This window comes from Burkholderia sp. 22PA0099 (assembly GCF_047497165.1).
GTDB lineage: Bacteria > Pseudomonadota > Gammaproteobacteria > Burkholderiales > Burkholderiaceae > Burkholderia.
In genome coordinates, this window is sequence record NZ_CP163164.1 from 570,992 (window position 1) to 595,078 (window position 24,087).

Here is a 24,087-nt window from a genome sequence, read left to right on the forward strand (position 1 = left end):
CCAATCTCTTGCGTGATCCTGCCATTCCGGGAAAAACCCGCTCGCCGACATGGCCCGCTTGTTGCACGATCCTGCCGATTCCCCTAGGCTTGCCCACATCTGCCGAACCGGCCCGGGCCACCCCGGGAACATCGCCATGGAACCGTTGCTGACCGCGATGCGCGACACCATCGAGCGCCATTGCACCTCGCCCTATCAGGCCACGCCCGTCCCCGGCCTGCGCATCTTCAGGATCACGAGCACCACGCCGCCCGATCGCGCGCTCTACGATCCGCGCATCCTGCTGGTCGTGCAGGGCGCGAAATGGGTGGGCTTCGGGGACGTATCGTTTCTCGCCACGCCCGAGCATTTCCTCGCGGTGACGGTCAACATTCCGGTCACGACCTGCATGCAGATGACCGAGGACGGCAAGCCGCATCTGGCGCTGACGCTGAGCCTCGACCGCGCGCTGCTGGCCGACGTGCTGCAGCGCGTGGCGGCCGAGCCGGCGCCGAACGCGTCGCCGCCGGCCGCGCTGGCCGCCGCGCCGCTGAACGCCGCGCTGCTCGAACCGTTCGCGCGGCTGCTGAAGCTGCTCGACCATCCCGACGAGATCGATTTCGTCGCGCCGCTCGTGGTGCGCGAAATCTACTACCGGCTGCTGACCGGCGGCCTTGGCGAAACGCTGGTGCAGTTCGCGCTGAACAGCTCGCATGTCGCGAAGATCGGCCGCGTGACGGAATGGATCAAGACGCACTACGCCGAGCCGATGAGCATCGATGCGCTGGCGGAGCTGGCCGGCATGAGCGTGACGTCGTTCCATCGCCACTTCAAGAACCTGACCTCGATGACGCCAATTCAATACCGCATGCAGATCCGCCTGCGCGAGGCGCGGCGCATGCTGATTTCGGAGGGGGAAGGCGCGGGCGCGATCGGCCTGAAGGTGGGCTACGAGAGCCAGTCGCAGTTCAGCCGCGACTACAAGCGCCTGTTCGGCGCGCCGCCGGCCAGCGACGCCGCGCGGCTCGGCAACGGCCAGGCGGCGAGCGCGCAGCCGGCGTGACGGCGGGCATGCGCGCGCGCCGGCGTCAGGCCGGCATCACGCGCTCGCGACGCCAACCAGGTTGGCCAGCAGCAGATCGTAATCGGCCACCAGCGCCGGGTTCTCCGGCGTATAGCGGCGCAGCAGCGCGCGCTGCTGGCGGCGGTAGTGTTCCCAATCGGCGTCGTGTTCGCGCAGCACGCGCGCCAGCACCTTCGCGCCGGCCTGCACGTCGTTTTCCGGGTAGTAGTAGCCGAGGTCCTGCACCAGATGCGCGTTATGCACGAGCGGATAACCCTGCCAGCACACGTCGAAATAGAAATAGTTGAGCGGGTTTTCCCATTGGTGCGACACCACCACGTCGGTGAACTCGGCCAGGAATTGCGGCGTATCGAAACGGCCGACGAAGCTGGCCTTGCCGGCGCGCACGATCTCCAGGTAATTCATCAGCATGACGAACTCCTGGCTGCGCTGCGCGATGTGATCGGCATTGGTCACGTGCGTGAACGACACGGCCTCGGGATCGCGGCGGAACGCTTCGTCGATGATCAGCATCGGATAGAGGCAGAACTTCACGACGTCGTGATTCGGCTCCATCACCGTCAACCGCTTGGCCAGCTGCCCGCTCGGCCGGTATTCGCCGTGCTCGCGCAGCGGGCGTGAGCGCTCGGTCAGGAACATCGGATCCCAGACGAACGGCACCACCCTCCCCGGGCAGCGGCGCAGCGATTGCAGGAACGGCAGCGAATTGGGCGCGATCTGCGGGATCGCCCACACCTCGTCGTAGCCGCGATTGATGAACAGCGAATCCCACAACTTGCGGCCGAACAGGATCGATTGCGTGGCGTGGATATATTCGAAGCCGCAGCAATAGCTGACCAGCTTCGCGCCGCGCGCCTTCAGGTAGGCGGTTTGCTCGGCGTCGATCTGGCCGCCCAGTTCGATCAGGACATCGAGCGAATCCTTCATCTCGGCGAAGCTGCGCGTGTCGAACGCCGCGCGATCCCACGGCAGGCCCTCGCTCAACGGCACATCGGTGGTGTTGACGAGCGTGACCCGATAGCCGTGCGACGAGGCCATCAGCAGCTTCGCGAGATAGAGCGCGTTCTGCTTGATGCCGTTGATCCAGAGGCTTTCGTTCGGCTCGCGCAGGCCGATCGTGATACCGATGCGCAGGCCGTTCAAATCGACAGGAGCAGTCATGGCGGATGAGCGAAAAGGATGGGCGCCGCCGCGCGAGCGCGCGTGACGGCGGGCATCGGCACAGCATACGCGCGCCCGGCGCAACGGCGCGCGGCTGCCGGTGCGCGAACGCGCGAGATGCCAATGGCGTGACACGCACGGCGCACGGCGCGCGCCGCGTTCGCCTCAGAAATGCCGGGTGCCGCGCACGCTGACGGCCGTATCGAACAGCTCCTGCGCGCGCGCCAGCTCGTCGAGCGCGCGATCGAGCCGCGATTGCGCGGCCGCGTATTCGGCGCTTTCCGGGATGTCTTCCTGATCGCCGCGCACTGCGCGGAATGCGAGATCGACGTTGCGCGTCGCCTCGACGTAACGCTGGGCGGCAAGCGCCTCGCGCGAATGACCGATGTTCGCCATGCACCTTCCTCCTCGGGCCTGCCTGTCGGCAAGCCGGCTGCGCGCCCTGCAACGCATGCGCGCGGGCATCAATCCCGCTCGCCGCGACGCTGCACCCTGCAGCGGCCGCGGGAGCGACTTCCGAGCCTGGCCGTCATTCGGTCGCGCGGCGCCGAGGCCGCGCGGCGCTAGAGCAACAGCTTGCCCTGCGCGCTGCCTGGAATGGCGAATGCCGGCGCCGGTTCGGGCGCGGGAAATTCGAACAGGTCGCGCGTCGAGCCGCGCGCCGGTTCCGCCGGTGACCGGGCACGCAGCCGCTTCACGAAATCCGTGTAGACGGCCACCGGCTCCACCACCGGCAAGTCGAACAGGTCGCGCGTGAAGCCGCGCGACTGTGCGCCGGCCGAGCGCCCGCGCAGGCGCTCCACCAGATCGACATAGGTTTCGAAATCGCCCTCGCGCGCCGCCTTGCTCACGCGCGCGAGATCGCGCGCCTTGACCACCGTGGGCTGCGCGAGCCGAACCGTGTACGGCGCGTCCAGCTCCACCGTCAACGCCACCGGATAGCTGCGCGCGCCCGGCTCCGCCGTGCGCGCCACGCAATCGACCACCACAGCCGACTGCGCCGCGCCGAGCGGCTTGCCGGTGACGGTGCTGCGCAGGTTGTCGGGGCTCACGCGCAGGCGCGTGCCGACGCCGAGCGGTGCGGCCGACGCGCACACCAGCGCGTGGTACTGCTCGCGGCGGCGGCCCGACGGCAAGGTCGGGCGGCTCGTGATGAAGGCATACGGCGGCAGTTGACGCACCTGCCCGCCCGCATCCACCCAGGCATTCCACAGCAGCATCGCGCGCGGGCCGATTTCCGCCGCGCGTGCGCGGTTCGCCGACGGCGTGAACAGCGCGGCCAGCGACCCCACGCGATGCGCGGCCACCTGCACGCTGCTGCCGAGCGGCTGCCCGATGCCCCACAGAAACCGCCCGCCGCCCAGCCGACGCTCCCACTCCTTGCGGAGCACGACAGTCGACAGATCCTCGCCGAACTCGGCGCCGATCCTGGTCCAGCAAAACGTGGGGGGCAGGTGTTTCAGTGTCATCAACTCTCTCGGTACTGCGGCCCGATCTTGCGACAGGGCATTTCAATAAGCGCTACTGTATAGTTATAATGCATGACATGGAAGCCCTGGATCACAATTTTTCGGTTCATGCCTTGCTCGACAGGCTGCGGGCAGATCCACGCTCGTCCAGTGAAATAGCACGGCTTTGCGGGGTCAGCCAGCCCACCGTGTCGCGCCTTCGGTTGTCCGACGGGCAGCGTCTGCGGCGCAGCGAGCCATTCATTAAGCTATGCAGTTTCTACGGCATGGAAGCGCCTTCGTCGGGCATGCGCACCGGCAATTACGACGAGCGGCTGCGCGATGCGATCGTGGAGGCGTGGGATGGCTCGGACGAACACGGCCGGGCGTTGATGGTCGTGATCCAGGGCTTGAAAGGCTTGGGCACCAAGCCGGGGTAGCGGCGCCGGCCTGATGGCAGCGGCCGGCGCGCGATGCGAGGCCTTGAAATGCACAACGCGCCCGGGGTGGTCGACCCGGGCGCGTTGTCGTTATGGCGGAAGAAGAAAGAAGCGCGGCGGCCAGCGGTGCGTCAGTGCGAGATCCGCTCCAGCGCGATGCCCTTGGTGCGCGGCCCCATCAGCCCGATCGACACCATCACGATCAGCATCGCGGCCGAGATGAACGCGAACACGCCGGCCGTGCCGAAGCCGTTCAGCACCGAGGCGATCACGAACGACGTGAAGATCGCCGAGAAGCGGCTCCACGAATAGACGAAGCCCACCGCCCGCGCGCGGATCGCCGTGGGGAACAGCTCGGCCTGATACGCGTGGAAGCTGTACGACATGATGTTGTTGGCGAGCGTGAGGCCGATGCCGAGCACCACCAGCGTGCCGGCCGTGCCGCTTTGGCTGAACAGCAGCCCGCACACGATCGCCGCGCCCGCCATCGCCACGATCACGTGCTTGCGCTCGAAGCGGTCGCCGATCAGCAGCCCCAGCAGCGGGCCGAGCGGCGCGGCCAGCGCGATCACGCTCGAATACATGAGGCTGGTGGTGACGGTAATGCCCTGCTTGATCAGCAGCGTCGGCACCCAGTTCGCGAAACCGTAGAAGCCCACCGTCTGGAACACGTTGAAGATCGTCATCATGACGGTGCGGCGGCTGTACGGCGCCACCCACATGTCGGCGAAGCGCCCGCGCGCGATCACCGGCTCGGCCGGCCCCGGCGGCGGCAGCGGGCGGCCGTATTCGGCCTCGACCTTCGCCTCCAGCGCGCGCATCACCTGGTCGGCCTCGGCCAGCCGCCCTTGTTGCGCGAGCCAGCGCGGGCTTTCGGGCAGCGCGCGGCGAATCCACCAGACGAAGATCGCGCCGTGCGCGCCGATCAGCACCACCCAGCGCCAGCCGTCCAGGCCGAACGGTGCGTTCGGCACCAGCAGATAGGCGAGGAACGCCACCACCGGCACCGCACAGAAGCCCACCGCCTGCTCGCAGGCGAACGCGCGCCCGCGGATCTCCTTCGGCACCAGCTCGGAGATATACGTGCCGATCGTCACCATCTCCACGCCGAGCCCGAGGCCCACCACGAAGCGCCAGAAGTTCAGGCCGCCGGCCGTGTCCTGGAACGCCATCACCACGTTGGCGGCCGTGTACCACAGCAGCGACCACGTGAACACGGCGCGGCGGCCGTAGCGGTCGGCCAAAAAGCCGCAAGCAATCGTGCCGATGAACAGCCCCGCGAACAGCGCGGCGATGAAGCTCGCCACGCCGGTGGTGCCGAACAGGCCGTGCGTGTTCGACGACAGGATGCCGCTCCTGACGAGGCCCGGCGCGACATAACCGCTGTAGAGCAGGTCGTACAGCTCGAAGAAGAAGCCGAGGCTCAGCAGCACCACGAGCTTCCAGACGGTGCGCGTGGGCGGCAGGCGGTCGAGGCGCGCGGCGATCTCGCCGGCGTGGATCACGGTGGCGCCGGCGGGGGCGGAAGAGGAAGCGTGTTCGGTGGAAGCCATGCTGGCGCGTCTCCGGGCGGTTTTAGTTCGTCGCGCATTGTACCGGGGCGAGCCACGCGCGATACCACAACGTTCATGTCGTGCAAATAGGATTAATGCTCATTCGATAACTCATTCCTTTTAAAATCAAAATAACCTGATTAATTTACAAAATTGCAATTTACCAACGGCACCCCCCCCTTAGAATGCGCAGGCGCTTGAAAGCGACGCATCCCCTTTCACTCGAAAGCACGGCCACAAACGCATTGCGCCGTCATTCGAATCGCGTCTATTAGCCGCATTTACCTCAATAAATCTAATAATTTCTTTTTCAGGAAATTATTGGCGCGCTCGCCTCTCGGCGATACGCGGCATGCCCGTATTTATCTCGTCCCTCAGGAGACTCCGGTATGAGAATGCCTTTCCGCAAGATCCATTATCTTTTCGCTGTCGCGGCGCTCGCGCTGAGCGCATGCGGCGGTGGCGACGACGACGACACCCCGATCGAAACGCCGTCGCCGCCACCCGTGACTGCCGTCGACAAGTCGGTGAAGCCGGTCGAATTCCCCGATACGGTGGTACCGATCAACTACAAGCTGTGGTTTCGCCCCAATGCCGACCTCTCGCAGTTCGACGGCCGCGCCGATGTCGAGATCGACGTGCTCAAACCCGTCACCGAGATCGTCGTGGCGGCACGCAAGCTGGTCTTCGCCAAGGGCACGGTCACGTTGCAGCCAGGCAACGTGCGTCTGATCACCACGCCGCAGACCGGCGGCGATTTTTATCAGTTGCGCGCGACGAACGGCACGATCCCGAAGGGTCGCTACACGCTGCATATGGAATGGCAAGGCGTCATCAACCAGACGACGCACGGTGATCCGGAGAAGGGCACGAAGGGCGCCTGCGACGACGATCCGCGTCCCAATTGCTCGGCCGCCGAAGGCATGTTCCGCCTCGACTTGATGGGTACTGACGGCAGCACCAGCGGCGCGATTCTGACGCAGCTCGAATCGAACTTCGCGCGCCGCTGGTTCCCGGGCTGGGACGAGCCGGCGTTCCGTCCGACCTACGAGGTGTCCGCCGAAGTGCCGAGCGATTGGCGCGTGGTGTCGAACGCACCGGAAAAGCAGGCGACTGCGCTGTCCGGCGGCTACCAGGCCGTGTCGTTCGAGAAAACCCCGCCGATGCCGTCGTATCTGCTGTTCTTCGGCGGCGGCCGCTTCGATGTGCTGGAAGACGAATTCACCAGCCCGCTGCCCGACGACAAGGGTCTGCACCTGCGCATCTTCACGCCGCCGGGCATGAAGGAACAGGCCAAGCCCGCGATGGAGGCGACCAAGCAGGCGCTCGACTATTTCTATCGCTACACGGGCTACCCGCTGCCGCTGACCAAACTCGACACGGTCGCCGCAAACGACAAGTTCATAGAGGAAAAACAGTTGTGGTTCAGCGGCATGGAAAACTGGGGCGCCATTCTCGAATTCGCCGACACGATCCTGCCGCCGCCGGGCAAGCCGTTCCCCCGCGGAGCAACGAAAGTGATCAACCACGAAATCGCTCACCAGTGGTTCGGCGATCTGGTCACGCTCGACTGGTGGGACGATGTGTGGCTCAACGAAGGGGTGACGTCCTACATGACCACGCGCGCCGACATCGCACTCGATCCGGACCACTTCGGTTGGGAAGAGCAGGTCTGGAGCAAGCCCGACATCATGTACTACGACGTCTCGCCGGTCCCGTTTCCGATGCAACCGAACTTCAACGATTACAGCGCCACCGATTTCGGGCTGGCAACCAAGGCGATCTACGACAAGGCCGAGCAGGTCCTGAAGATGGTCGAAGGCTACATCGGCGACGACGCCATGCAACGCGGCGTGCAACAGTACGTGCGCAATTACGCATTCGGCAACGCCACGCCGCAGCGGCTGTGGGATGCCCTGTCCGATGCAAGCGGCACCGACGTCGGGCAGATCGGCAACAGCTTCGCGCGTCAGACCGGCGTGCCCGTCCTGTCGATCGACACGCGCTGCGATCTCACGGCGAATCAAACCGTGGTCATGCTGTCGCAGGCTCCGCTGCCCAACGTGAATTTTCATCCGGGCGAACGTTGGTCGATCCCGGTGACGCTCGCCTACGGCAACCAGTTGGCCTTGAACGAGCGTCTCGTCCTCAGCGACGCACGCGCCGAAGTGCGGCTCGACGGTTGCGGTGCAGTACTCGCGAATCCCACCGGCCTGGACTATTACGTGACGCAATACAGCAAGAACGCACGCGATATGCTGCAACCGGCACTGGACACCGTGACGCTCGCCCCGGAGGTGTTGGTCAATCTCGAGAATGACCAGGATATGCTGGAGGGTCTTTCGCAACGGGCGATCCGTGCCCGGCAGTCGAGCCGGTTCGCCATGTCGCCGCCTGCGACGCTGGCCGATGAGGTCGCAACCCGGCGCCTGCGGATGCCGGTGATCTCGATGCGCAATGGTCGGCCCATTTCGCGTCCATAACGCCACCCTCGCAAATCACCTGCCCATGCCCCGCCCCGCATGAACTTGGTTCATGCGGGGCGGGGCATTTTAGCTGCGGCAAACCCGCCGCGGCGGCCCATCCGGCGCCATCCGGACACCCTCGGAGCGCATGCTAGAATGCGCCGAACCAGCCGCCCACACCAACACATGACATCAGGTAGCAAGCCCGACGCGCCGGAAGGCGCCGTTCCGCCCGGAGGCAAGCGGCGCGAATCCCGGCGCAAATACGATCCCGAACAAACCCGCCGCAACATCCTCGATGTCGCGACGCAGGAGTTTTCGGCGATGGGCCTGACCGGCGCGCGCGTCGACGCGATCGCCGAGCGCACCAACACCACCAAGCGGATGCTGTACTACTACTTCGGCAGCAAGGAAGGGCTGTACGAGGCGGTGCTGGACAAGGTTTACGGCGACATCCGCGCGCTCGAGGTCGAACTGAACGTCGGCGAGCTGCCGCCCACCGAAGGCATGCGCCGCTTGGTCGAATTCACGTTCGACTATCACGACAAGCATCGCGATTTCGTGCGCCTCGTCTCGATCGAGAACATTCACGGCGCGAAATACATCGAACAACTGACGACCTTCAAGGATCGCAATGTCAGCATCATCAAGACGCTCGAAGCGCTGCTCGCGCGCGGCGCCGAAGCCGGTGCGTTCCGCGCCGACATCGACGCGTTCGACCTGCACCTGATGATCAGCTCGTTCTGCTTCCATCGCGTCTCGAACCGCTACACGTTCGGCGCCGCGTTCGGCCGCGATCCGTCGGCGCCGCGGCTGCGCGTGCGGCACCGCGCGATGATCGTCGACAGCGTGCTGCGCTACATCACCGACTGATTCCCCTCATGCGCGGCCGTCCGGCCGCGCCGCCTTCCTGTCAGCCGCCGGCCAGCGCCACCCGCGCCTTGGCCTCCGGGCTGCCCTCCGCGAAATACTTCTTCGCCCAACGCGCATCGGGCTGCAACGCCAGCGTCGGATGCGCCTGCGCGTGCGTGGTGCCGGTGCGCTGCGCCTCGATCGCGAGCGCCCGCGCGCGGTAATGCTCGTAGAGCCGCAGGAATTCGGCGAGATAGGTGCCGGCGATGCGCGCGTCGCGAATCTCCAGCAGGTTCTCGTCGTTGTAGTGTTCCGAGTTCGAACTCATGTTGGCCGAGCCGGTGTAGACGATCGGGTTCTCGCCCTCGGCATCGATCACGATGAACTTGTGGTGGATCACCACCGGCGGGTAGGCCGGCGCGGGCTCGCCCGGGAACAGCCGCAGCTCCGGCTCGAAGCCTTCGGGCACGGTGACCGGCGAGAAATACTCGGCGTCGATCACGTCGCGGTTGTCGCGGCTGCGATGGTACAGCTCCAGGTTGGCGAGCCGGGATGCATCGAGCGTCTTGCCGTCGTGCTGGTCCGTTTCGGCCGCCTGCGCGCCGCTCGCGCTGATCCGGTTGACCAGGCCGAACATCATCAGCCCCGCGTCGCCGGCCTTGAAGCACGCGTCGCGCAACGGCGCGTCGGTCGGCATGAACAGGCAGAACACCACCGAATGCTTGGCGGCCTCGATCGCCGCGACGATCGTGTCGATCTCGATGCGCGACTTGCCCGGCTCCGGCGAGAACGCCACCCGCACGCTGGCCGAGCCGACCTGTGCCGGCTCGGACCAGCCGCTCGTCAGCTTCGCCGTGTCGGCAATGCTCGGGTTCGCGGCGAGCGCGTGCGCGCGGTCGTTGTAGAGGCCGGCCAGGATCGCCGAATCGAACGTATGCAGCACGTTGGCCTGCTCGGTCAGGCCTTCGGTGGTGAAGTTGGCCGAACCGGTCAGCAGGCGCGCCGGATGCGGATCGCTGCCGCCGCCGTCGGTGACGATGAACTTGTCGTGCATGATGCGCGTGCGGTCGCGCGGCGCGAGCGTCGCCAGATCCTTCAGCGCATCGACGGCCGGCTGGTTCGGCGACGGCAGCGGCGGCTTGCCCTTGCGCTCGGTCACGTGCGCGTCGTACACGATCGCCAGCGCATCGCGGCCGTGCGCCCGGCCGAACGCCTCGAACGCCGGGATCGCCCACAGCGTGTCGGTCAGGTGATACACGGCCGAGGCCGCGCGCGTGGCCGGATCGAGCATCGCGCCGAACACCTGCTGCAAGTCGTTGGCGAGCCAGGTGCGCAAGGCCAGCGCCTGTGCGGCGGTGGGCGTGTCGTGCTCGTCGAGGCCGAGCGCCGCCACCTGACGCGCAAACGCCTGCGAGCTGACCACGGCGCGGTTGAACCAGGTGCCCACGCCATCCACCACGTGATCGGGCAGCGTCAGCGCGCAATGGCCGGCTTCCGCGTCGAGCACCTGCAGCGCGTCGGGCGTGCCGACCACCGGGAACACGTCGTAGCGAAACGCCTGGCCGCGGTCGGGCGGATCGATGCGCGCATCCCACCACATGAATTTCTGGATCGGCGCCTGATCGGTGGGCGCATCGCGCTGCGTGTCGGCCACCGGGCCGTCGAACGTCAGCCGGTTCGGCAGCCAGCTGCTGGCCGCGCGCGCGTGGCCGTCCGCGCTGTGGAAACCCGGCGTGCGGCGGATCGCGAAGCCGAGGAAATCGGCGCGGTTCGCGGCCTGCGGCCAATCGAAGGCCAGCAGCACCAGGGTGGGGGACAGGTAACTGCGCACGGTGACGGACATCGGCTCGCTCCTCGGCTCGGTGGAACGGCCAGTGTCGCGGGCTTGCTTGCCATCGGCATGACGCAATGGTGACGTTTACGTGTCGCTGTCATGAAGGGGGCGGGCCACGTTCATCGCACAGCAAAGGCCAGGCTCAAACGTCGCAAACAACCAATTCGATCCCGCGCGCGGTCAGCGCGCGGCGCACGGCCTTGTCGGGCGAGCGGTCGGTCACGAGGTAGCGGGTGTTCTCGATGCCGTTGATGCGCACCGGCGTGACGCGCCCGAACTTCGAGTGATCGGCCACCACCACGGCCGTGGCGGCCGAGGCCAGCATCCGGCTGCGCACCTCGGCGGCGATCCGCGAATAGTCGGTCAGGTCGCCGTCCTGCGTCACGCCGCCAGCGCCCACGAACGCGAAATCGACGTGGTACTGCGCCAGTTGCTGAATCGTGTCGAGGCCGAACGTGGCGTCCTCGTCGTCGGACAGCTCGCCGCCGAGCAGCGTGACGCGGTTCTCGTTGCGGCGCGCCAGCGCGAAGGCGATCCGCCAGTCGTTGGTGTAGACGGTCAGGCGGTGCCGGTCGTTCAGCGCCAGCGCCACCGCGTGCGTGGTGCTGCCCGAATCGAGCAGCACCGACGCGCCGTCGGGCACGAATTCGGCCGCGCGACGGCCGATCGCCTGCTTCGCGTCGGTGTGGGCGGCCTGGCGCTCCGACAGGCTCGGCTCGCGGCGGTCGGCGGCCAGCGCGCCGCCGTGGGTGGTCACCACCAGGCCGCGGGTGGCCAGCGCGTTCAGGTCGCGGCGAATCGTCTCCCGCGACACGCCGAGCGTGCGCACGAGTTCGGCGACCGACAGGGCGCCGGAGCGGGAAAGTTCGGACAGGATGTATTGATGACGTTGTTCTGCGAGCATGAAACGGTCCGGAATCGCCCTGGAAACCACGGGGCGGCCTATTGTAGTACGGCTAATTGACAGGATTGTGAGCATGGGTGCGGGAGCGGCCGAGCGCATCGCCGCCCGCGACTGCCCGATCGCGGGCAACGCGCTGCAAAGCAGTGTTGCAACCACGCGCCCAATATCGCGCGCACGCGTTGTTACACTCGCCGCTCGCCGAACCATCCGCTCGTGGAGCCTTGCCATGTCCCAACCCGCCGCCGCCCTCGCCATCCGCTTCCCGGCCGAACGCCTGAACGACGGAGCCGGCGATCCGTACTGGATCGACTTCACGTTCGCCGAGGCGCACCGCCTGCACGCGCAACTGGCCGCGCAGCGCGCCGGGATGCAAACGGCCCGGGCGGCCGACGCCGAGGTTTTCGCGCTCGCCTGAGCACCGAACGCGGGGCGGCCGATGCAGGCAAGCCGCCCCCGCCCCGGTGCAGATTTTGACAAGACGCGCGGCACCCGCGCGCCGATACTGCGCGCTTCCCGTTTTCCGCGCGCCGTCCGTGGCCGCCCTGCCTCATGCCTGCCCTGCTTGCCGCCGCCGCCTTCGTCGCGCTCTGGTCCACCGGTTTCGTGGTCGCCCGCGCGATCCATCCGTACGCCGATCCCAACCTCTACCTGCTGGCCCGCTTCGGCGGCACGGCGCTGCTGTTCGCCGCGATCGCGCTCGTCACGCGAGCGCGCTGGCCGGTGGGCCGCGAATGGGGCCGTCATCTGCTGGCCGGCGCGCTGTTGCAGGGCTTCTATCTGGGCGCCAGCTACTGGGCCGTCGCGCAGGGCCTGCCGGCCGGCGTGATGGCGCTGCTCGGCGCGCTGCAGCCGCTCGCCACCGCCGTGCTGGCCGTGCCGCTGTTCGGCGAGCGCCTGCCCGCGCGCGGCTGGGCCGGCATGGCGCTGGGGCTGGCCGGCGTCGCGCTGGTGCTCGCGCCGAAGCTGGCGGCCCCGGCCGCTGCGGCGGGCGCGGGCGTGTCGGCGTTCACCGTGCTGGTGGCGGTGCTGTCGATCGGCTCGATCACGGCCGGCTCGCTCTACCAGAAGAGCGCCGTGGCGAAAACCGACCTGCGCACCACCGTCGCCGTGCAGAACTTCGGCGCGGCCGTGGTGGCGGCCGGCTTCGCGCTGGCGCTCGGCGAGACGCGCTGGCTGCCCTCGCCCACACTGTGGGTGTCGCTGGCCTGGGGTGTGGCGATGCTGTCGGGCGGCGCGATCATGCTGCTGGTGTGGCTGTTGCGGCACGGCGGCGCGGCGCGCGCCACCTCGTTGATGTTCCTCGCGCCGCCGCTCGCGGCCCTGCAGGGCTACGCGCTGTTCGGCGAGACGCTCGGCACGCTGCAACTGGCCGGTTTCGCGGTCGCGCTGGCGGGCGTGGCGCTGGCGCGCTGGTCGCGCTGAACGGCAGGCGCATGGCCGGCCGCGGGCGGCCCGCGCTGCGCCGGCTGCGCGCGATTGCACCTATTCCGCTTATGATGCGCGTCTGACCCGATTCCGCTCCGGAGAGCCAACCCATCATGACCCGTCCCGATTACGCCGCGCGCCAACGCGCGCTTGCCGCCGAACTGCAAGTCTCGCCGAGCTTCGACGCCGCCCAGGAAGCCGAGCGCCGCATCGCCTTCCTCGCCGACTACCTGCGCTCGACGGGCTTCACCACCTACGTGCTCGGGATCAGCGGCGGCGTGGATTCCTCCACGGCCGGCCGCCTCGCTCAACTCGCCGTCGAACGCCTGCGCGCAAGCGGCTACGACGCGCGCTTCGTGGCGATGCGCCTGCCGTACGGCGTGCAACGTGACGAGGAAGACGCCCAGCGCGCATTGGCCTTCGTGGCCGCCGACGAGAACCTGACGGTGGACGTCAAGCCGGCCGCCGACGGCATGCTGGCCGCCACCACCGCAAGCGGCCTGACGTTCCGCGACGATGCACAACAGGATTTCGTGCACGGCAACATCAAGGCGCGCGAGCGCATGATCGCGCAGTACGCGGTGGCCGGCGCGCGCCGCGGCATCGTGATCGGCACCGACCACGCGGCCGAATCGGTGATGGGCTTCTTCACCAAGTTCGGCGACGGCGGCGCCGACGTGCTGCCGCTGGCGGGCCTGACCAAGCGCCGCGTGCGCGAGGTGGCGCGCCACCTCGGCGGCGCGGACGCCCTCGTCATGAAGGTGCCGACCGCCGACCTGGAAGCGCTGCGCCCGCTGCTGCCCGACGAAACCGCCTACGGCGTGACCTACGAGCAGATCGACGATTTCCTCGAAGGCAAGCCGGTGGACGACCACGTGTACGAAACGGTGCTGCGCTTCTACGACGCCTCGCGCCACAAGCGCGCGCTGCCGTACACCCTGCTCGACTGGCCGGGCGCGGCGCGTTGAGCGTGCGGTCGCTTACCGTTTCCCGACAAGGCGCTTCGGCATGCTGATCGATTGGCACGCGGTACTGGCGGTGTTGTCCGTCTATGTGGTGGGCGTGGTGATCCCCGGCCCGAACTTCGTGGCCGTGGCGCACAAGGCCGCGTCGTCGACGCGCGCCGCCGCGCTCGCGATGGTGGGCGGCATCGTGTCGGTCAACCTGTTCTGGGCGAGCTGCGCGATTCTCGGCGTCGGCATCGTGTTCACGGCGTTCCCGTGGATCGCGCTGGCCGTGAAATTCGCGGGCGCGGGCTACCTGATCTGGTTCGGCACGCGGCTCGTGCTGAACGCGAAGGCCGCGCCGGGCATCGATGCCGGGGCCGCCCAGGCGCAGGCGCAGGCCGGCCCGGTCGATCATCGCCGCGCGTTCGTGCAGGGCGTCGCGACCAATATCGCGAACCCGAAATCGATCGCGTTCTTCGCGGCCGTGTTCGCCTCGGCCACGCCCACCCACGTCACCTGGCCCACCTTCGGCGCAATGCTGTCGGTGGTGCTGGTGGTGGCCTCGTCGTGGTACGGCTTCGTGGCGATCGTGCTCTCGCATCCGGGCGTGGCCGCCGCGTACCGGCGCGGCAAGGCCTGGGCGGATCGGATCTGCGGCGGCGTGATCGTCGCGCTCGGCGTGCGCCAGCTCGTACGCTGAACCACCTGCCGGTGCGCCATGCACCGGCAGGGCGAAGAAAAACCCGACGTCAAGCACACCGAAACCTAAATACAACGAAATAACCCGGCCACCCTGCGTCGGTTTCATGAAATCCCTTCACCGTCAGGCGACTGACCGGCTCTTGCATCGAGCGGAACTCTGAGTTTCAGCGTTCCGCCCCGACAGGTTTTTCCCGCTACCTACACTCCGTCATCCGTCGCACAGGCAGCCCGGATACGACCACCTCTCAGGAAGGGATAAAACATGAAGACCACACCGATCCAACGCACGCTCCTCGGCATCGCCGCAGCCGTGACCTCGCTGTTCGCGGTCGCCGCGCACGCGCAATCGAGCGTCACGCTGTACGGCCTGATCGACGAAGGCCTGAACTACACGAGCAACGCCGGCGGCCACTCGGCCTACCAGTTGTCGAGCGGCGACACCGCCGGCAGCCGCTGGGGCCTGAAGGGCAACGAGGATCTGGGCGGCGGCAACCATGCGGTGTTCGTGCTCGAGAACGGCTTCAACATCAACAACGGCAAGCTCGGCCAGGACAGCAGCGAATTCGGCCGCCAGGCTTACGTCGGCCTGTCGTCGGATCACTACGGTACGGTCACGCTGGGCCGCCAGTACGACATCACGGTCGACCCGCTCAGCTACACCGCGCTGACGGCGGCCGGCAACTGGGGCGGCGACATCGGCACCGTGCCGTTCGACAACAACAACGAGGATTGGGATTTCCGCGTCAACAACTCCGTCAAGTACGTCAGCCCGACCTGGAACGGCCTGACGTTCGAGGCGATGTACGGCTTCAGCAACAGCACGGGCTTCTCGAACAACCGCCTGTGGGGCGCGACGGTCAACTACCAGAACGGCGGCCTGACGGCGGCGGCCTCGTACCTGCGCATGAACAACCAGGGGTCGACCACCAGCGGCGCGATCACCTCGGGCGACCTGTTCAACGGCGCGTCGCAACAGACGATGGGCGCGGCCGTGTCGTACCGCTTCACCAAGGTTCAGGTGGCGGCGGCCTACTCGCACGTGGACGTCTACTCGCCGACCAGCAACGTCTGGCTGGCCAACAGCACGCCGTCGAACGGCGCGGCCTGGAACGCGTGGAAGTTCGACAACATCGAACTGAATTCGCAGTACTACTTCACGTCGGCGTTCTGGCTCGGCACCTCGTACACGTTCACGATGGCGCACCTGCACTCGCAAGCCGGCAGCTATACGCCGAAGTACCACCAGCTCGCGATGATGCTCGACTACGACCTCAGCAAGCGCACCTCGCTGTACGTCCAGGCGGCCTATCAGCACGCCGTCAGCGCGCACACCGGCACCTCGTTCGACAACGCGCAGATCATCGACGCGTCCGCCGGCTCGTCGTCGGGCATCAACCAGACCGTCGTGCGCCTGGGCATGATGCACCGCTTCTAAGCGGCGCCACGCAGCATCGCGCGCGGTGAACCACCGGGCGCGCGAATGCGACAAGGCCCGGCCGAATTGCGGCCGGGCCTTGTCGTTTACCGCTCGACGCCGCGCGATGCCGGATCAGCCGCCGCGCTTCTTCGCCTGCAACGCGCGAATCCGCATCACCGCGCCGGAATCGGCCACCGTGTGGTCGTACATGGCCGACAGATCGCGCTTGAGCGCGGTGCGCGAGCCGCCGTCGAGATACACCATGTGCCCCGACGGATAGAAGCGCGCCGACAGGTTCTTGCGCACGTCGGCGTTCTCCAGCGGCATCTGCTGCAAATCGAGCACCGTCTGGTAGAACGGCGTGACGAAATCGTAGAAGCCGTTCGCCGACAGCACCTTCAGGTCGGTGTTCAGCGCCATCACGGCGGCCAGGTCGCCGGCCGTATAGAGCACCACGTTGCCCTTCGCGTCCACGCCCACCTCCGCGCCGGTCGGGTCCTTGTGCTTGAAATCCCAGTTCGCGAACGCCTGATCGTTGAGGTCGGTGAACGCCGAATTCGACGTGTATTTCAGTTGCTCGTTCAGGTAGGCGTTCCACATCGCCGTGTACACGCCGGTCACGGCGGTCATGGTGGGATCGTTGCCGCCCGAGTTCGGATCGATGTTGCCGGCGATGCCCGACGAGATCGCGGTCACGCGCCCGTCGTACGAGCCGAGCGAAAGCCCGCGCGCGCGCAGCAAGGTCGTGAGGAATACCGAATTTCCGCGTGCGTCGTAGCTGGCCACGTCGAGGCTCCACGACAGCAGCGTGGCGGTATCGATGCCGGTGTAGTCGGCCAGTTTCTGCACCACGGCCGCGTCTGTCTGCGGGAACTTGCGCAGCGCGTCGAGGTAATCGGTGCGCGCGAACTGCGCCACCTCTTCCGTGAACTTGCCGAGATCGGTGGGCGTGGGCGAGACGCCGAGCTGCTTGTGATACCAGGCGTCGGCCGAGGCGGTAGGCAAGGCGCCCACCGGATTGCCGGCCTGCTGGTAGTCGAGAATCGACGATTGCAGCGTGATGCCGTTCAGGTCCACGCCATCCTCGTGCAGCTTGTAGGCCAGCACGCAGGTGCGCGCCGTGCCGTACGACTCGCCGTACAGGTATTTCGGCGAATTCCAGCGGTTGTTCTTGGTCAGGTAGCGCTTGATGAACTGCTTCAGCGAATCGGCATCCTCGTCGACGCCCCAGAAATTGCGATTCTTGAACGGCGCCACGGCGGCCGAATAACCGGTGCCCACCGGGTTCACGAACACCAGGTCGCTTCTGTCGAGCAGGCTGTCGGGATTGTCTTCCATCTGATACGGCGCGGGCGGCGTGAAGCTCGGCATCGCGGTGCGGATGCGGCGCGGCGCGAACGAGCCGAGCAGCACGAACACCGACGACGAGCCCGGCCCGCCGTTGTAGAAGAACGTGACGGGGCGCGTTTCCTCCTTCTGGCTGTCTTGCGTGAACGCCACGTAGAACAGCTTCGCGTTCGGCTGCGAGCTGCTCGGATCGACCGTGACGAGATGCCCGGCCGTGGCCGTGTAGGCGATCCGCTTGCCATCGAGCGTGAGCGTGTGATGCGTAACCGCCGCGCCTTCACTGATGTCGGTCACCGAATCGTCCGGGCCGTTGCCGTAGGCCACCGGGTCGAAGAACGGCTCGTCGCGGCCGCGCGCCAGCGCGACCGGATCGACGCTCGGCGGCACGCCGTGCGAGTTGTGGCCGCCATGCTGCAACGGGAATGTGCCGCCGCTGGACGAAGTTCCTGATTGCTTGCTCATCGTGCCGCTCCTTCTGGTTTTATCGAACGTGCTTGAATGAACCGCCGACTGCCGAGGCGCGCATGCCGCCGCACCATGGTGGCCACCACGGCGCGGCCGGCCGGCGTCTCCGATGCCAGCCGGCCCGCGCGCATCGCTTTGCTTCGCAGCACAAACTACTTTTGGCTGCCCGCGCCGCCCAGCGCCGCCGCGACCTTGACGCCATCGGGGCTGCCGAGCCCCGTGCAGGCATCCCAGCCCGCCGCCGCCGCGAACGCGCCGTTGTTGCCCTGCGTGATGTCGTGCAGCGCCGACGCCTGCGCGTAGAGCTTCGGATTGACCCAGCCGGCCGGGCTGCCGGCCGCCGCGTTGATGCGCGCGATCAGCGCAGCCCACAGCGGCGCGACGGCGCTGGTGCCGCCGAGCACGGCCGTGGTGCCGGCGATCAGCACCTCGTAGCCGGTGGTGGGCGACGCGTCGCCGGCCACGTCGGGCACGCCGCGCTTGGTGAGCGGCGTGCTGCCGCCGCCCGTCTGCTTCGCCGAGAGGCCTTTCTGCCAGGGCGGCGCATCGAACACGGCGCTGATGCCGCCGCCGCCCGCGCCGCCGCTGGCCGCCTCGTCGTTCCACACCACCTCGCGGCGGATGCCCTGCCCGGCCTGCGCATCGAGCGTGGTGCCGCCACAGGCCAGCACGTAGGGGCTGGCAGCCGGAAAATCGACATGGTTCTGGCCGTCCTGCAGGCCGTCGCCCGAGCCGCTGTCGCCCGACGCCGCGCACACCGTCACGCCGAGCGAGGCCGCCGCCTTCAGCACGTTGTTGAACGCCTGCATCGATTGCTGCGTCCACGACGCTTCCGGGCCACCCCAACTGATCGACACCACCGACGGCTGGTTCTTCGTATCGTGGATCGCCTGATTCACCGCCTGGATGAAGCCCGAATCGCTGTTCGGCGAGAAATAGACGGCGATCGTCGCACCCGGTGCGATCGCGCCGGCCACCTCGATATCGAGCGCCACCTCGCCGTCCGGGCCGTTCGGGTCGCCGGTGGGCGCATTGCGCGCGCCGGCCACGCTCACATCGACCAGCTTGGGATGCGCCACGCCCAGTTGGTCGAAATACGGCGTGATGTCGGCCGCGCGATAGCCGCCACCCAGTTCGATCAGCGCGATGCATTGGCCCGCACCGTCGCCTTCGGGGAAGTTGTAGATCGAGGCCAGTTGCAGCGGCGTGTACGAGGTGCTGGCGCCGGTGCGCGCCGGCTTGAATGGCGGCCGGAAGCGGAAATGCGGATGCGCCTGCGGGCGCGTATCGAGGCCGAGCACGGCCGTGACGGCGTCGTGCAGCTCGTTCGGCAGCGCGATATCGCCGGTGCGCGCGCGGAACGTGCCGACCGCATGATGTTCGTACTGCTGAAGCTTGACGCTGAACGCGTTCTCGAACTGCGCGATGGTGCCGGCCAGTTCCACCACGCTCTGCACCGGATCGACGCGCTCGACCGTCAGTTGATGTTGTTTCGCGAAGGCTTCGGTGTGCTCGATATCGTCGGCGCGGGCCGCGAAGCGCTTGGCGAAATCGTCGCGCGACACCGGTTTGGCCGCCGCATCGCCGCTCGCGAGCTTGTCGACGAGCGTATCGAGCGCCGCCTGCCCCTCGCGCCGCAGCATGATCGTGACGTGAATCCGCTCCGCGGGATCGCATGCGCCGACGCATTTTGATTCGGTGACGACTTTCGGCTCGTTGCCGGCATGAAGATGCCTTGCCATGTTGTGACCCTCCAAGGTTCCGTGTTGCACGGTCTACGGAAAATCCGACCTGACCTGCCGCCTGCGGTTCCGGCAGGTTGCCGGCGTCCTCTCAGTGACGCCGGATTGATCGATCAGAATAAGAACGGCCAGTCGAGTGTAAATCAGCGGCGGCATTTTCGTACGCGCGCATTCGCGCTTTAAGCCCTTGCCGGAAGCAACAAATGCAACAAACCGTTGCCATTCGAATTGGCCGCCAGGCGTTATTGCCACGGCCATTTGCATGCGGCGCTCGATTCGGAAAATCGATTCGTTGCACGCATCGGGCCATTAAATTTTTCCAGCTTTTTCGCTTGCGCTTTTGCGCTTTTTTTTGGAAATTTCCGCGCACCAGAAATGAATGGAGATTGAAAGAATTACGTATCGTGCACGCTGCATCAACCGATCGGATGCGACCGAATCGGCCTCGCCTGCGACCAATTGGCGCATTTATAGAAACGTTTTCAACGATAGTTCTGATTTTCGTAATACGTTAAAATTTCGTGAAAATTTACTTTCATCTTTCGTCGAAGGCCGTCATAAAATGTGTCAGTTATGTGACGGATATCTGAATGTCATGCGCTGCACCGCGTGCGAACAGTTGAACCAAGCCGGCCCATATGGAGACGCCCATTCCGCGCTATTGCGCGATGGCCCATTGAAAAAGTTGCGCCCGATGTTCAAGGCGCCTGTCCGCATTGCGCGTTATCGCTGCACCGAATGCGGCACCTGGTGGCTGCATGAAACCAACCCGCGCAGCCAGATCGACAGCGGCTGGACCTTGATCGGCAAGGAAAAGAGCCTGCTCGCGCCGCAATGCGAGTAACGGCCCGGCCGGCTGCGTTATCGTTCCGGTTCCCGCCACTTGCCGCGCGCCCATCATGTCCTTCCACCTGAGTTTCGACGACGGCCCCGGCCCGTCGACGCCGCCGCTGCTCGACGTGCTGCGCGCCGCCGCATGCCGGGCCAGTTTCTTCGTGCTCGGCCGGCATCTCGAAGGCGCGCTCGACGTGGCCGCGCGCATCGTGCGCGAAGGCCACCGGCTCGGCAATCACACCTACACGCATGCGCGCGCGGGCGAATTGAGCGATGCGGCCCTGAGCGGCGAGATCGAGGCCACCGATGCGCTGATCCGCGAAGCCCATCGGCTGGCCGGCGTACCCGCGCCCGACGTCGTTCCGTTTCGTTTGCCTTATGGTTGGCAGCCCGAAGATTGCCGCGCCCGCGTGCTCGCGCGCCTGCAACGCGAACACACGGGCTGGACCGCGATCCTCGACGACTGGCAACGGCCGCCCCCCGCGCCGCAGGCGCTGTGCGACGCGATGCACGCGCATCTGGCCGCGCGCGCCGCGCTGGGGCAGGACGCGCTGTTCTGCCTGCACGACGGCTCGCGGCATGGCGAGCCGCGTCCCAATACGGTCGAGGCGGTGCGCTTGTTTCTGATGTCGGCCTGATGTCAGCCTAATCCGCCATCAACTGCCGCCAGCCGCCGAGAAACCCCATGCCAGCGCCGGGCGTCCACAAGCCGCGCTGCGCCGCTTCGAGATGGATCAGCGTCTGGTCCGCGCAGAACAACAACATTAGCGCCTCGCACCGCGCATCGATCCAGCCCGGCGCGGCGTCGGCCCGCGCCGCCGCGTAAGCCTGCAACCCGGCAGCCCAGGTCGGCGCATCGAACACAAAGCGATCGTCGCGTTGCGCATCGCGCGACAGCGCGAACAACGCGAACGCCGCTTCGAGCCAATGCGCGCCCTGCCCCACGTCGTCGAAATCGAGTACGCCGCTCACGGCATTCCCCGCATAGAGCAGGTTGCCGGCGTGATAGTCGCCGTGCAGCCAGTGCGCCGGGCCGGTCAACCACCCCGTTGCGGTCGCGAGATGCGCACCGATGCGCCGGATCAATTCGTTGTACTCGCTATCGAGTTCACCCGGCAGGCGCGGCCTCGCACGCGCCGCCACGCGCGCATGGCGCGCGGCCAGCCAGCCGAGCGGCGTGGCGCCGGGCGCCGGCAGCGTGGCCATCGCCGCATGCAGGCCCGCCAGCGTGCGCATCGCGTCGAGCGTGCCGCCCAATGCGTCGGCGGGCAGGCCCGGCACGCCGTCGATCGCCTCGAACAGATGGAGCCAGCGGCCATCGGGCAAATGCGCGCCGGGCTGCCCATCGACGGTCGGGATCAACACCGGCAGCGCCGGCAGGCCGGGCACGGCGCGCACATGATCGAGCACGGCCGCCTCGCGCCGCACCTGATCGAGCGGCTTGCCGGCCCACGACACGCGCAGCACCCGCCCGCCCGCCTCGCATTCCAGCCGAAACGTTTTGTTAGTATGGCCCGACGGCAACGCCGCCAGGCGCACCGGCCCGGTATGCCAATACCGTTGAAGCAAGGGTTCGAGCGTTTCCACGTCACTCCTGAGCATTGCATTGATCATGTCCGACCGTATCTCGGCCCGCATGCGGGACCTCAATATCGCGTGGCTGACACGCGCCGCCGAATTCAATCATCTGTTCCAGACGCGCTGGCTCGGCGAGCGCTTCTTCCATCTGCCCGGCGACATGCTCGCGATCCAGGAGCTGGTGTGGCGCGAGCGCCCCGACCGCATCGTGCAGACCGGCATCGCGGCCGGCGGCGGCGTGGTGTTCTCGGCGTCGATGCTCGAACTGACGGGCGGCGACGGCCGCGTGATCGCCATCGAGCCGCGCCTGCGCGACGACGTGCGCGCGCAATTGCAGGCCAACCGGCTCGCCCATCGCATGACGCTGATCGAAGGCGATTCGTGCGCGGACGACACGCTGGCCGCCGTGCGCGCACACGTTCCCGACGGCGCTCGCGTGATGGTGATCCTCGATCTCACGCATACGCACGCACACGTACTGCGCGAACTTGAACGCTATGCGCCGCTCGTCACGCCGGGCAGCTACGTCATCGTGATGGACACCATCATGGAATACCTGCCCGCCACGATGTTCGACGGCAAGCCCTACGGCCGCGGCAACAATCCGGCCACGGCCGCGCGCGCCTTCCTCGATGCCGACCCGCGCTTCGAGGCCGATCTCGACATCGAGGACCGCGTGATCATGACGCTGTCGCCCGGCGGTTTCCTGCGGCGAGTGCGCTGATCCGGCGCGCGGCCTCGGCCGAGCCGTCGCGCGCGTAGCTCTCGCGAATCCGCGCCACGCGCTCGCGCACGCCGCCCGGTTGCAGCAGTCGTTCGATCGCCGCGCGCAATTCCTCTACGCTGGCGCGTTCGAGATCGATCCGGCAACCCGCGCCGGCCTGTTCGACGAAATGCGCCGAATGGAACTGGTCGTTGCAGAACGGCGAGAGCAGCATCGGCACGCCGCTGGCCAGCGCCTCCATCACCGAATTCGCGCCGCCGTGGCTGATGAACGCGTGCGTGCGCCGCAGCAGCGCCAGTTGCGGCGCGTAGCGCACGGCGATGACATCAGCATCGCCGGCCGGCGCGCCAAGCTTCTGCCCCGGCCGCCAGTCGGAATCGATCAGTTCTCCGATCGACAGCACCAGTTGCGCCGGCGTCGCGCGCACCGCCTCGTCGACCTTGTCGAACAGATCGGGGTGGTAATAAAGCTGGCTGCCGAGCGACATGTAGACGAGCGGGCGCGCCGGATCGAGCCGCTCCCACGGGAACGCCGTCTCGTCGCCGCGCGGGCCGGACGGCATCGCCGGGCCGACCAGTTCCACTCCGGGCGGCGGCGCGCCCACCAGCGCCTCGGTCGTGAAGGCCAGCGTCAGGTGCGGCGAGAGGATGTCGCAGCCGCGAAAGCGCGCGGTCAGCCCGTAACGCGCGAACAGGGCCTCGCGCTCGGGCGCGAGCCAGCGCACGGTGCGCAACAATTCGGAATCCAGATCGTCGGGCAGCACCGGGTTCAGCGAATTCGACATCGCCACCCACGGCAGCCCTTCGAGTTCCGCCGCGATCGCCGCCGCGTACAGCAGCGGATCGATCACCACCACCTCGGGCCGCCAGTCGCGCAGCACGGCGCGAATGCCGTCCACCTGTTCGGGCGCGAGATCGATCAGCAGCGTGCGAATCCAGTGGCGCAGCCAGTCGGCGTCGCGGATCTGCTCGGCGAAGCTCGCGCCGCGCGACAGGTCGTGACGCTCGGGAATCTCGCGCGGCCCGAGAAACGCGAAGCCGCCCGCGCCCGCCAGTTGCGCGCCGATATCGACGGGCGCATAGAACGCCACCTCGAAGCCCGCGTCGCGCAAGTGCTGCGCGGGGCCGATGCAAGGATTGAGGTGCCCCTTCTCGGGCACCACGCAGAACAGGATGCGTGTCATGAG

The 24,087-nt window shown here is 67.2% G+C and carries 22 protein-coding genes; 12 read left to right on the top strand and 10 right to left on the bottom strand.

Annotated elements, in window-relative coordinates; genetic code table 11:
* Positions 1-136 precede the first annotated feature (136 nt).
* On the top strand, positions 137-1,042 hold the full coding sequence (locus AB4851_RS02545) for an AraC family transcriptional regulator N-terminal domain-containing protein (protein WP_414448302.1): 906 nt from the start codon (positions 137-139) through the stop codon (positions 1,040-1,042).
* Between the two features lie 36 nt (positions 1,043-1,078).
* Here the strand turns inward: AB4851_RS02545 and AB4851_RS02550 are convergent, their stop codons facing one another.
* The 3 genes from AB4851_RS02550 to AB4851_RS02560 form a co-directional block, all read right to left on the bottom strand.
* Positions 1,079-2,224, bottom strand: coding sequence for a DUF2827 domain-containing protein (locus AB4851_RS02550; protein ID WP_414448303.1), 1,146 nt, complete (start codon positions 2,222-2,224; stop codon positions 1,079-1,081).
* A gap of 165 nt (positions 2,225-2,389) precedes the next feature.
* Positions 2,390-2,620, bottom strand: a complete 231-nt coding sequence (locus tag AB4851_RS02555) for a hypothetical protein (RefSeq protein ID WP_414448304.1) — start codon at positions 2,618-2,620, stop codon at positions 2,390-2,392.
* Positions 2,621-2,787: 167 nt separating this feature from the next.
* Positions 2,788-3,693: a hypothetical protein gene (locus AB4851_RS02560; protein ID WP_414448305.1), complete on the bottom strand. Its 906-nt coding sequence runs from the start codon at positions 3,691-3,693 to the stop codon at positions 2,788-2,790.
* A gap of 77 nt (positions 3,694-3,770) precedes the next feature.
* On the opposite strand from AB4851_RS02560, the gene AB4851_RS02565 reads away from it, so the two are divergent.
* Positions 3,771-4,112, top strand: coding sequence for an AsnC family protein (locus AB4851_RS02565; RefSeq protein ID WP_414441105.1), 342 nt, complete (start codon positions 3,771-3,773; stop codon positions 4,110-4,112).
* A 131-nt stretch (positions 4,113-4,243) separates the two neighbouring features.
* On the opposite strand, the gene AB4851_RS02570 is transcribed toward AB4851_RS02565, so the two are convergent.
* Positions 4,244-5,665, bottom strand: a complete 1,422-nt coding sequence (locus AB4851_RS02570) for an MFS transporter (RefSeq protein WP_414448306.1) — start codon at positions 5,663-5,665, stop codon at positions 4,244-4,246.
* Positions 5,666-6,054: 389 nt separating this feature from the next.
* On the opposite strand from AB4851_RS02570, the gene AB4851_RS02575 reads away from it, so the two are divergent.
* A complete protein-coding gene (locus AB4851_RS02575) occupies positions 6,055-8,148 on the top strand; it encodes a M1 family metallopeptidase (RefSeq protein ID WP_414448307.1) in 2,094 nt (697 codons plus the stop codon).
* Positions 8,149-8,316: 168 nt separating this feature from the next.
* Complete coding sequence (locus tag AB4851_RS02580) at positions 8,317-9,003, top strand: TetR/AcrR family transcriptional regulator (RefSeq protein WP_414448308.1); 687 nt, start codon at positions 8,317-8,319, stop codon at positions 9,001-9,003.
* 40 nt (positions 9,004-9,043) lie between these two features.
* Here the strand turns inward: AB4851_RS02580 and AB4851_RS02585 are convergent, their stop codons facing one another.
* Positions 9,044-10,825, bottom strand: a complete 1,782-nt coding sequence (locus AB4851_RS02585) for a phospholipase D-like domain-containing protein (protein WP_414448309.1) — start codon at positions 10,823-10,825, stop codon at positions 9,044-9,046.
* A gap of 133 nt (positions 10,826-10,958) precedes the next feature.
* Positions 10,959-11,720 (bottom strand): DeoR/GlpR family DNA-binding transcription regulator, encoded by a 762-nt coding sequence (locus AB4851_RS02590; RefSeq protein ID WP_414441095.1) that lies wholly within the window; start codon positions 11,718-11,720, stop codon positions 10,959-10,961.
* Between the two features lie 226 nt (positions 11,721-11,946).
* Here AB4851_RS02590 and AB4851_RS02595 point away from each other — a divergent pair, with 226 nt between their 5' ends.
* The 5 genes from AB4851_RS02595 (at position 11,947) to AB4851_RS02615 (ending at position 16,229) form a co-directional block, all read left to right on the top strand.
* Positions 11,947-12,135: a hypothetical protein gene (locus tag AB4851_RS02595; RefSeq protein WP_414449221.1), complete on the top strand. Its 189-nt coding sequence runs from the start codon at positions 11,947-11,949 to the stop codon at positions 12,133-12,135.
* 134 nt (positions 12,136-12,269) lie between these two features.
* Entirely contained in the window at positions 12,270-13,142 is an 873-nt protein-coding gene (locus AB4851_RS02600) for a DMT family transporter (protein ID WP_414448310.1), read from the top strand.
* Between the two features lie 116 nt (positions 13,143-13,258).
* Complete coding sequence (gene nadE / locus AB4851_RS02605) at positions 13,259-14,113, top strand: ammonia-dependent NAD(+) synthetase (RefSeq protein WP_414448311.1); 855 nt, start codon at positions 13,259-13,261, stop codon at positions 14,111-14,113.
* A gap of 40 nt (positions 14,114-14,153) precedes the next feature.
* Entirely contained in the window at positions 14,154-14,792 is a 639-nt protein-coding gene (locus AB4851_RS02610) for a LysE family translocator (RefSeq protein WP_414441091.1), read from the top strand.
* Between the two features lie 264 nt (positions 14,793-15,056).
* Positions 15,057-16,229 carry a porin gene (locus tag AB4851_RS02615; protein ID WP_414441090.1) on the top strand — a complete coding sequence of 391 codons (1,173 nt, stop codon included), beginning with the start codon at positions 15,057-15,059 and terminating at the stop codon, positions 16,227-16,229.
* 114 nt (positions 16,230-16,343) lie between these two features.
* On the opposite strand, the gene AB4851_RS02620 is transcribed toward AB4851_RS02615, so the two are convergent.
* Together AB4851_RS02620 and AB4851_RS02625 are read right to left on the bottom strand one after the other, a co-directional pair.
* The gene (locus AB4851_RS02620; protein ID WP_414448312.1) at positions 16,344-18,020 is read right to left on the bottom strand and encodes a S10 family peptidase; all 1,677 of its coding nucleotides are present in this window, start codon (positions 18,018-18,020) and stop codon (positions 16,344-16,346) included.
* Between the two features lie 155 nt (positions 18,021-18,175).
* Positions 18,176-19,765, bottom strand: coding sequence for a protease pro-enzyme activation domain-containing protein (locus tag AB4851_RS02625; protein WP_414448313.1), 1,590 nt, complete (start codon positions 19,763-19,765; stop codon positions 18,176-18,178).
* A gap of 379 nt (positions 19,766-20,144) precedes the next feature.
* Between AB4851_RS02625 and AB4851_RS02630 the strand changes: the two genes are divergently transcribed.
* Together AB4851_RS02630 and AB4851_RS02635 are read left to right on the top strand one after the other, a co-directional pair.
* Entirely contained in the window at positions 20,145-20,609 is a 465-nt protein-coding gene (locus tag AB4851_RS02630) for a hypothetical protein (RefSeq protein ID WP_414448314.1), read from the top strand.
* A 55-nt stretch (positions 20,610-20,664) separates the two neighbouring features.
* Entirely contained in the window at positions 20,665-21,237 is a 573-nt protein-coding gene (locus AB4851_RS02635) for a polysaccharide deacetylase family protein (protein WP_414448315.1), read from the top strand.
* Positions 21,238-21,244: 7 nt separating this feature from the next.
* On the opposite strand, the gene AB4851_RS02640 is transcribed toward AB4851_RS02635, so the two are convergent.
* On the bottom strand, positions 21,245-22,186 hold the full coding sequence (locus AB4851_RS02640; protein ID WP_414448316.1) for a phosphotransferase enzyme family protein: 942 nt from the start codon (positions 22,184-22,186) through the stop codon (positions 21,245-21,247).
* 25 nt (positions 22,187-22,211) lie between these two features.
* On the opposite strand from AB4851_RS02640, the gene AB4851_RS02645 reads away from it, so the two are divergent.
* A complete protein-coding gene (locus AB4851_RS02645; RefSeq protein ID WP_414448317.1) occupies positions 22,212-22,901 on the top strand; it encodes a cephalosporin hydroxylase family protein in 690 nt (229 codons plus the stop codon).
* Here the strand turns inward: AB4851_RS02645 and AB4851_RS02650 are convergent.
* A complete protein-coding gene (locus AB4851_RS02650; RefSeq protein WP_414448318.1) occupies positions 22,858-24,084 on the bottom strand; it encodes a glycosyltransferase in 1,227 nt (408 codons plus the stop codon). The two genes, AB4851_RS02645 and AB4851_RS02650, sit on opposite strands and share 44 nt — an antisense overlap.
* Positions 24,085-24,087 lie beyond the last annotated feature (3 nt).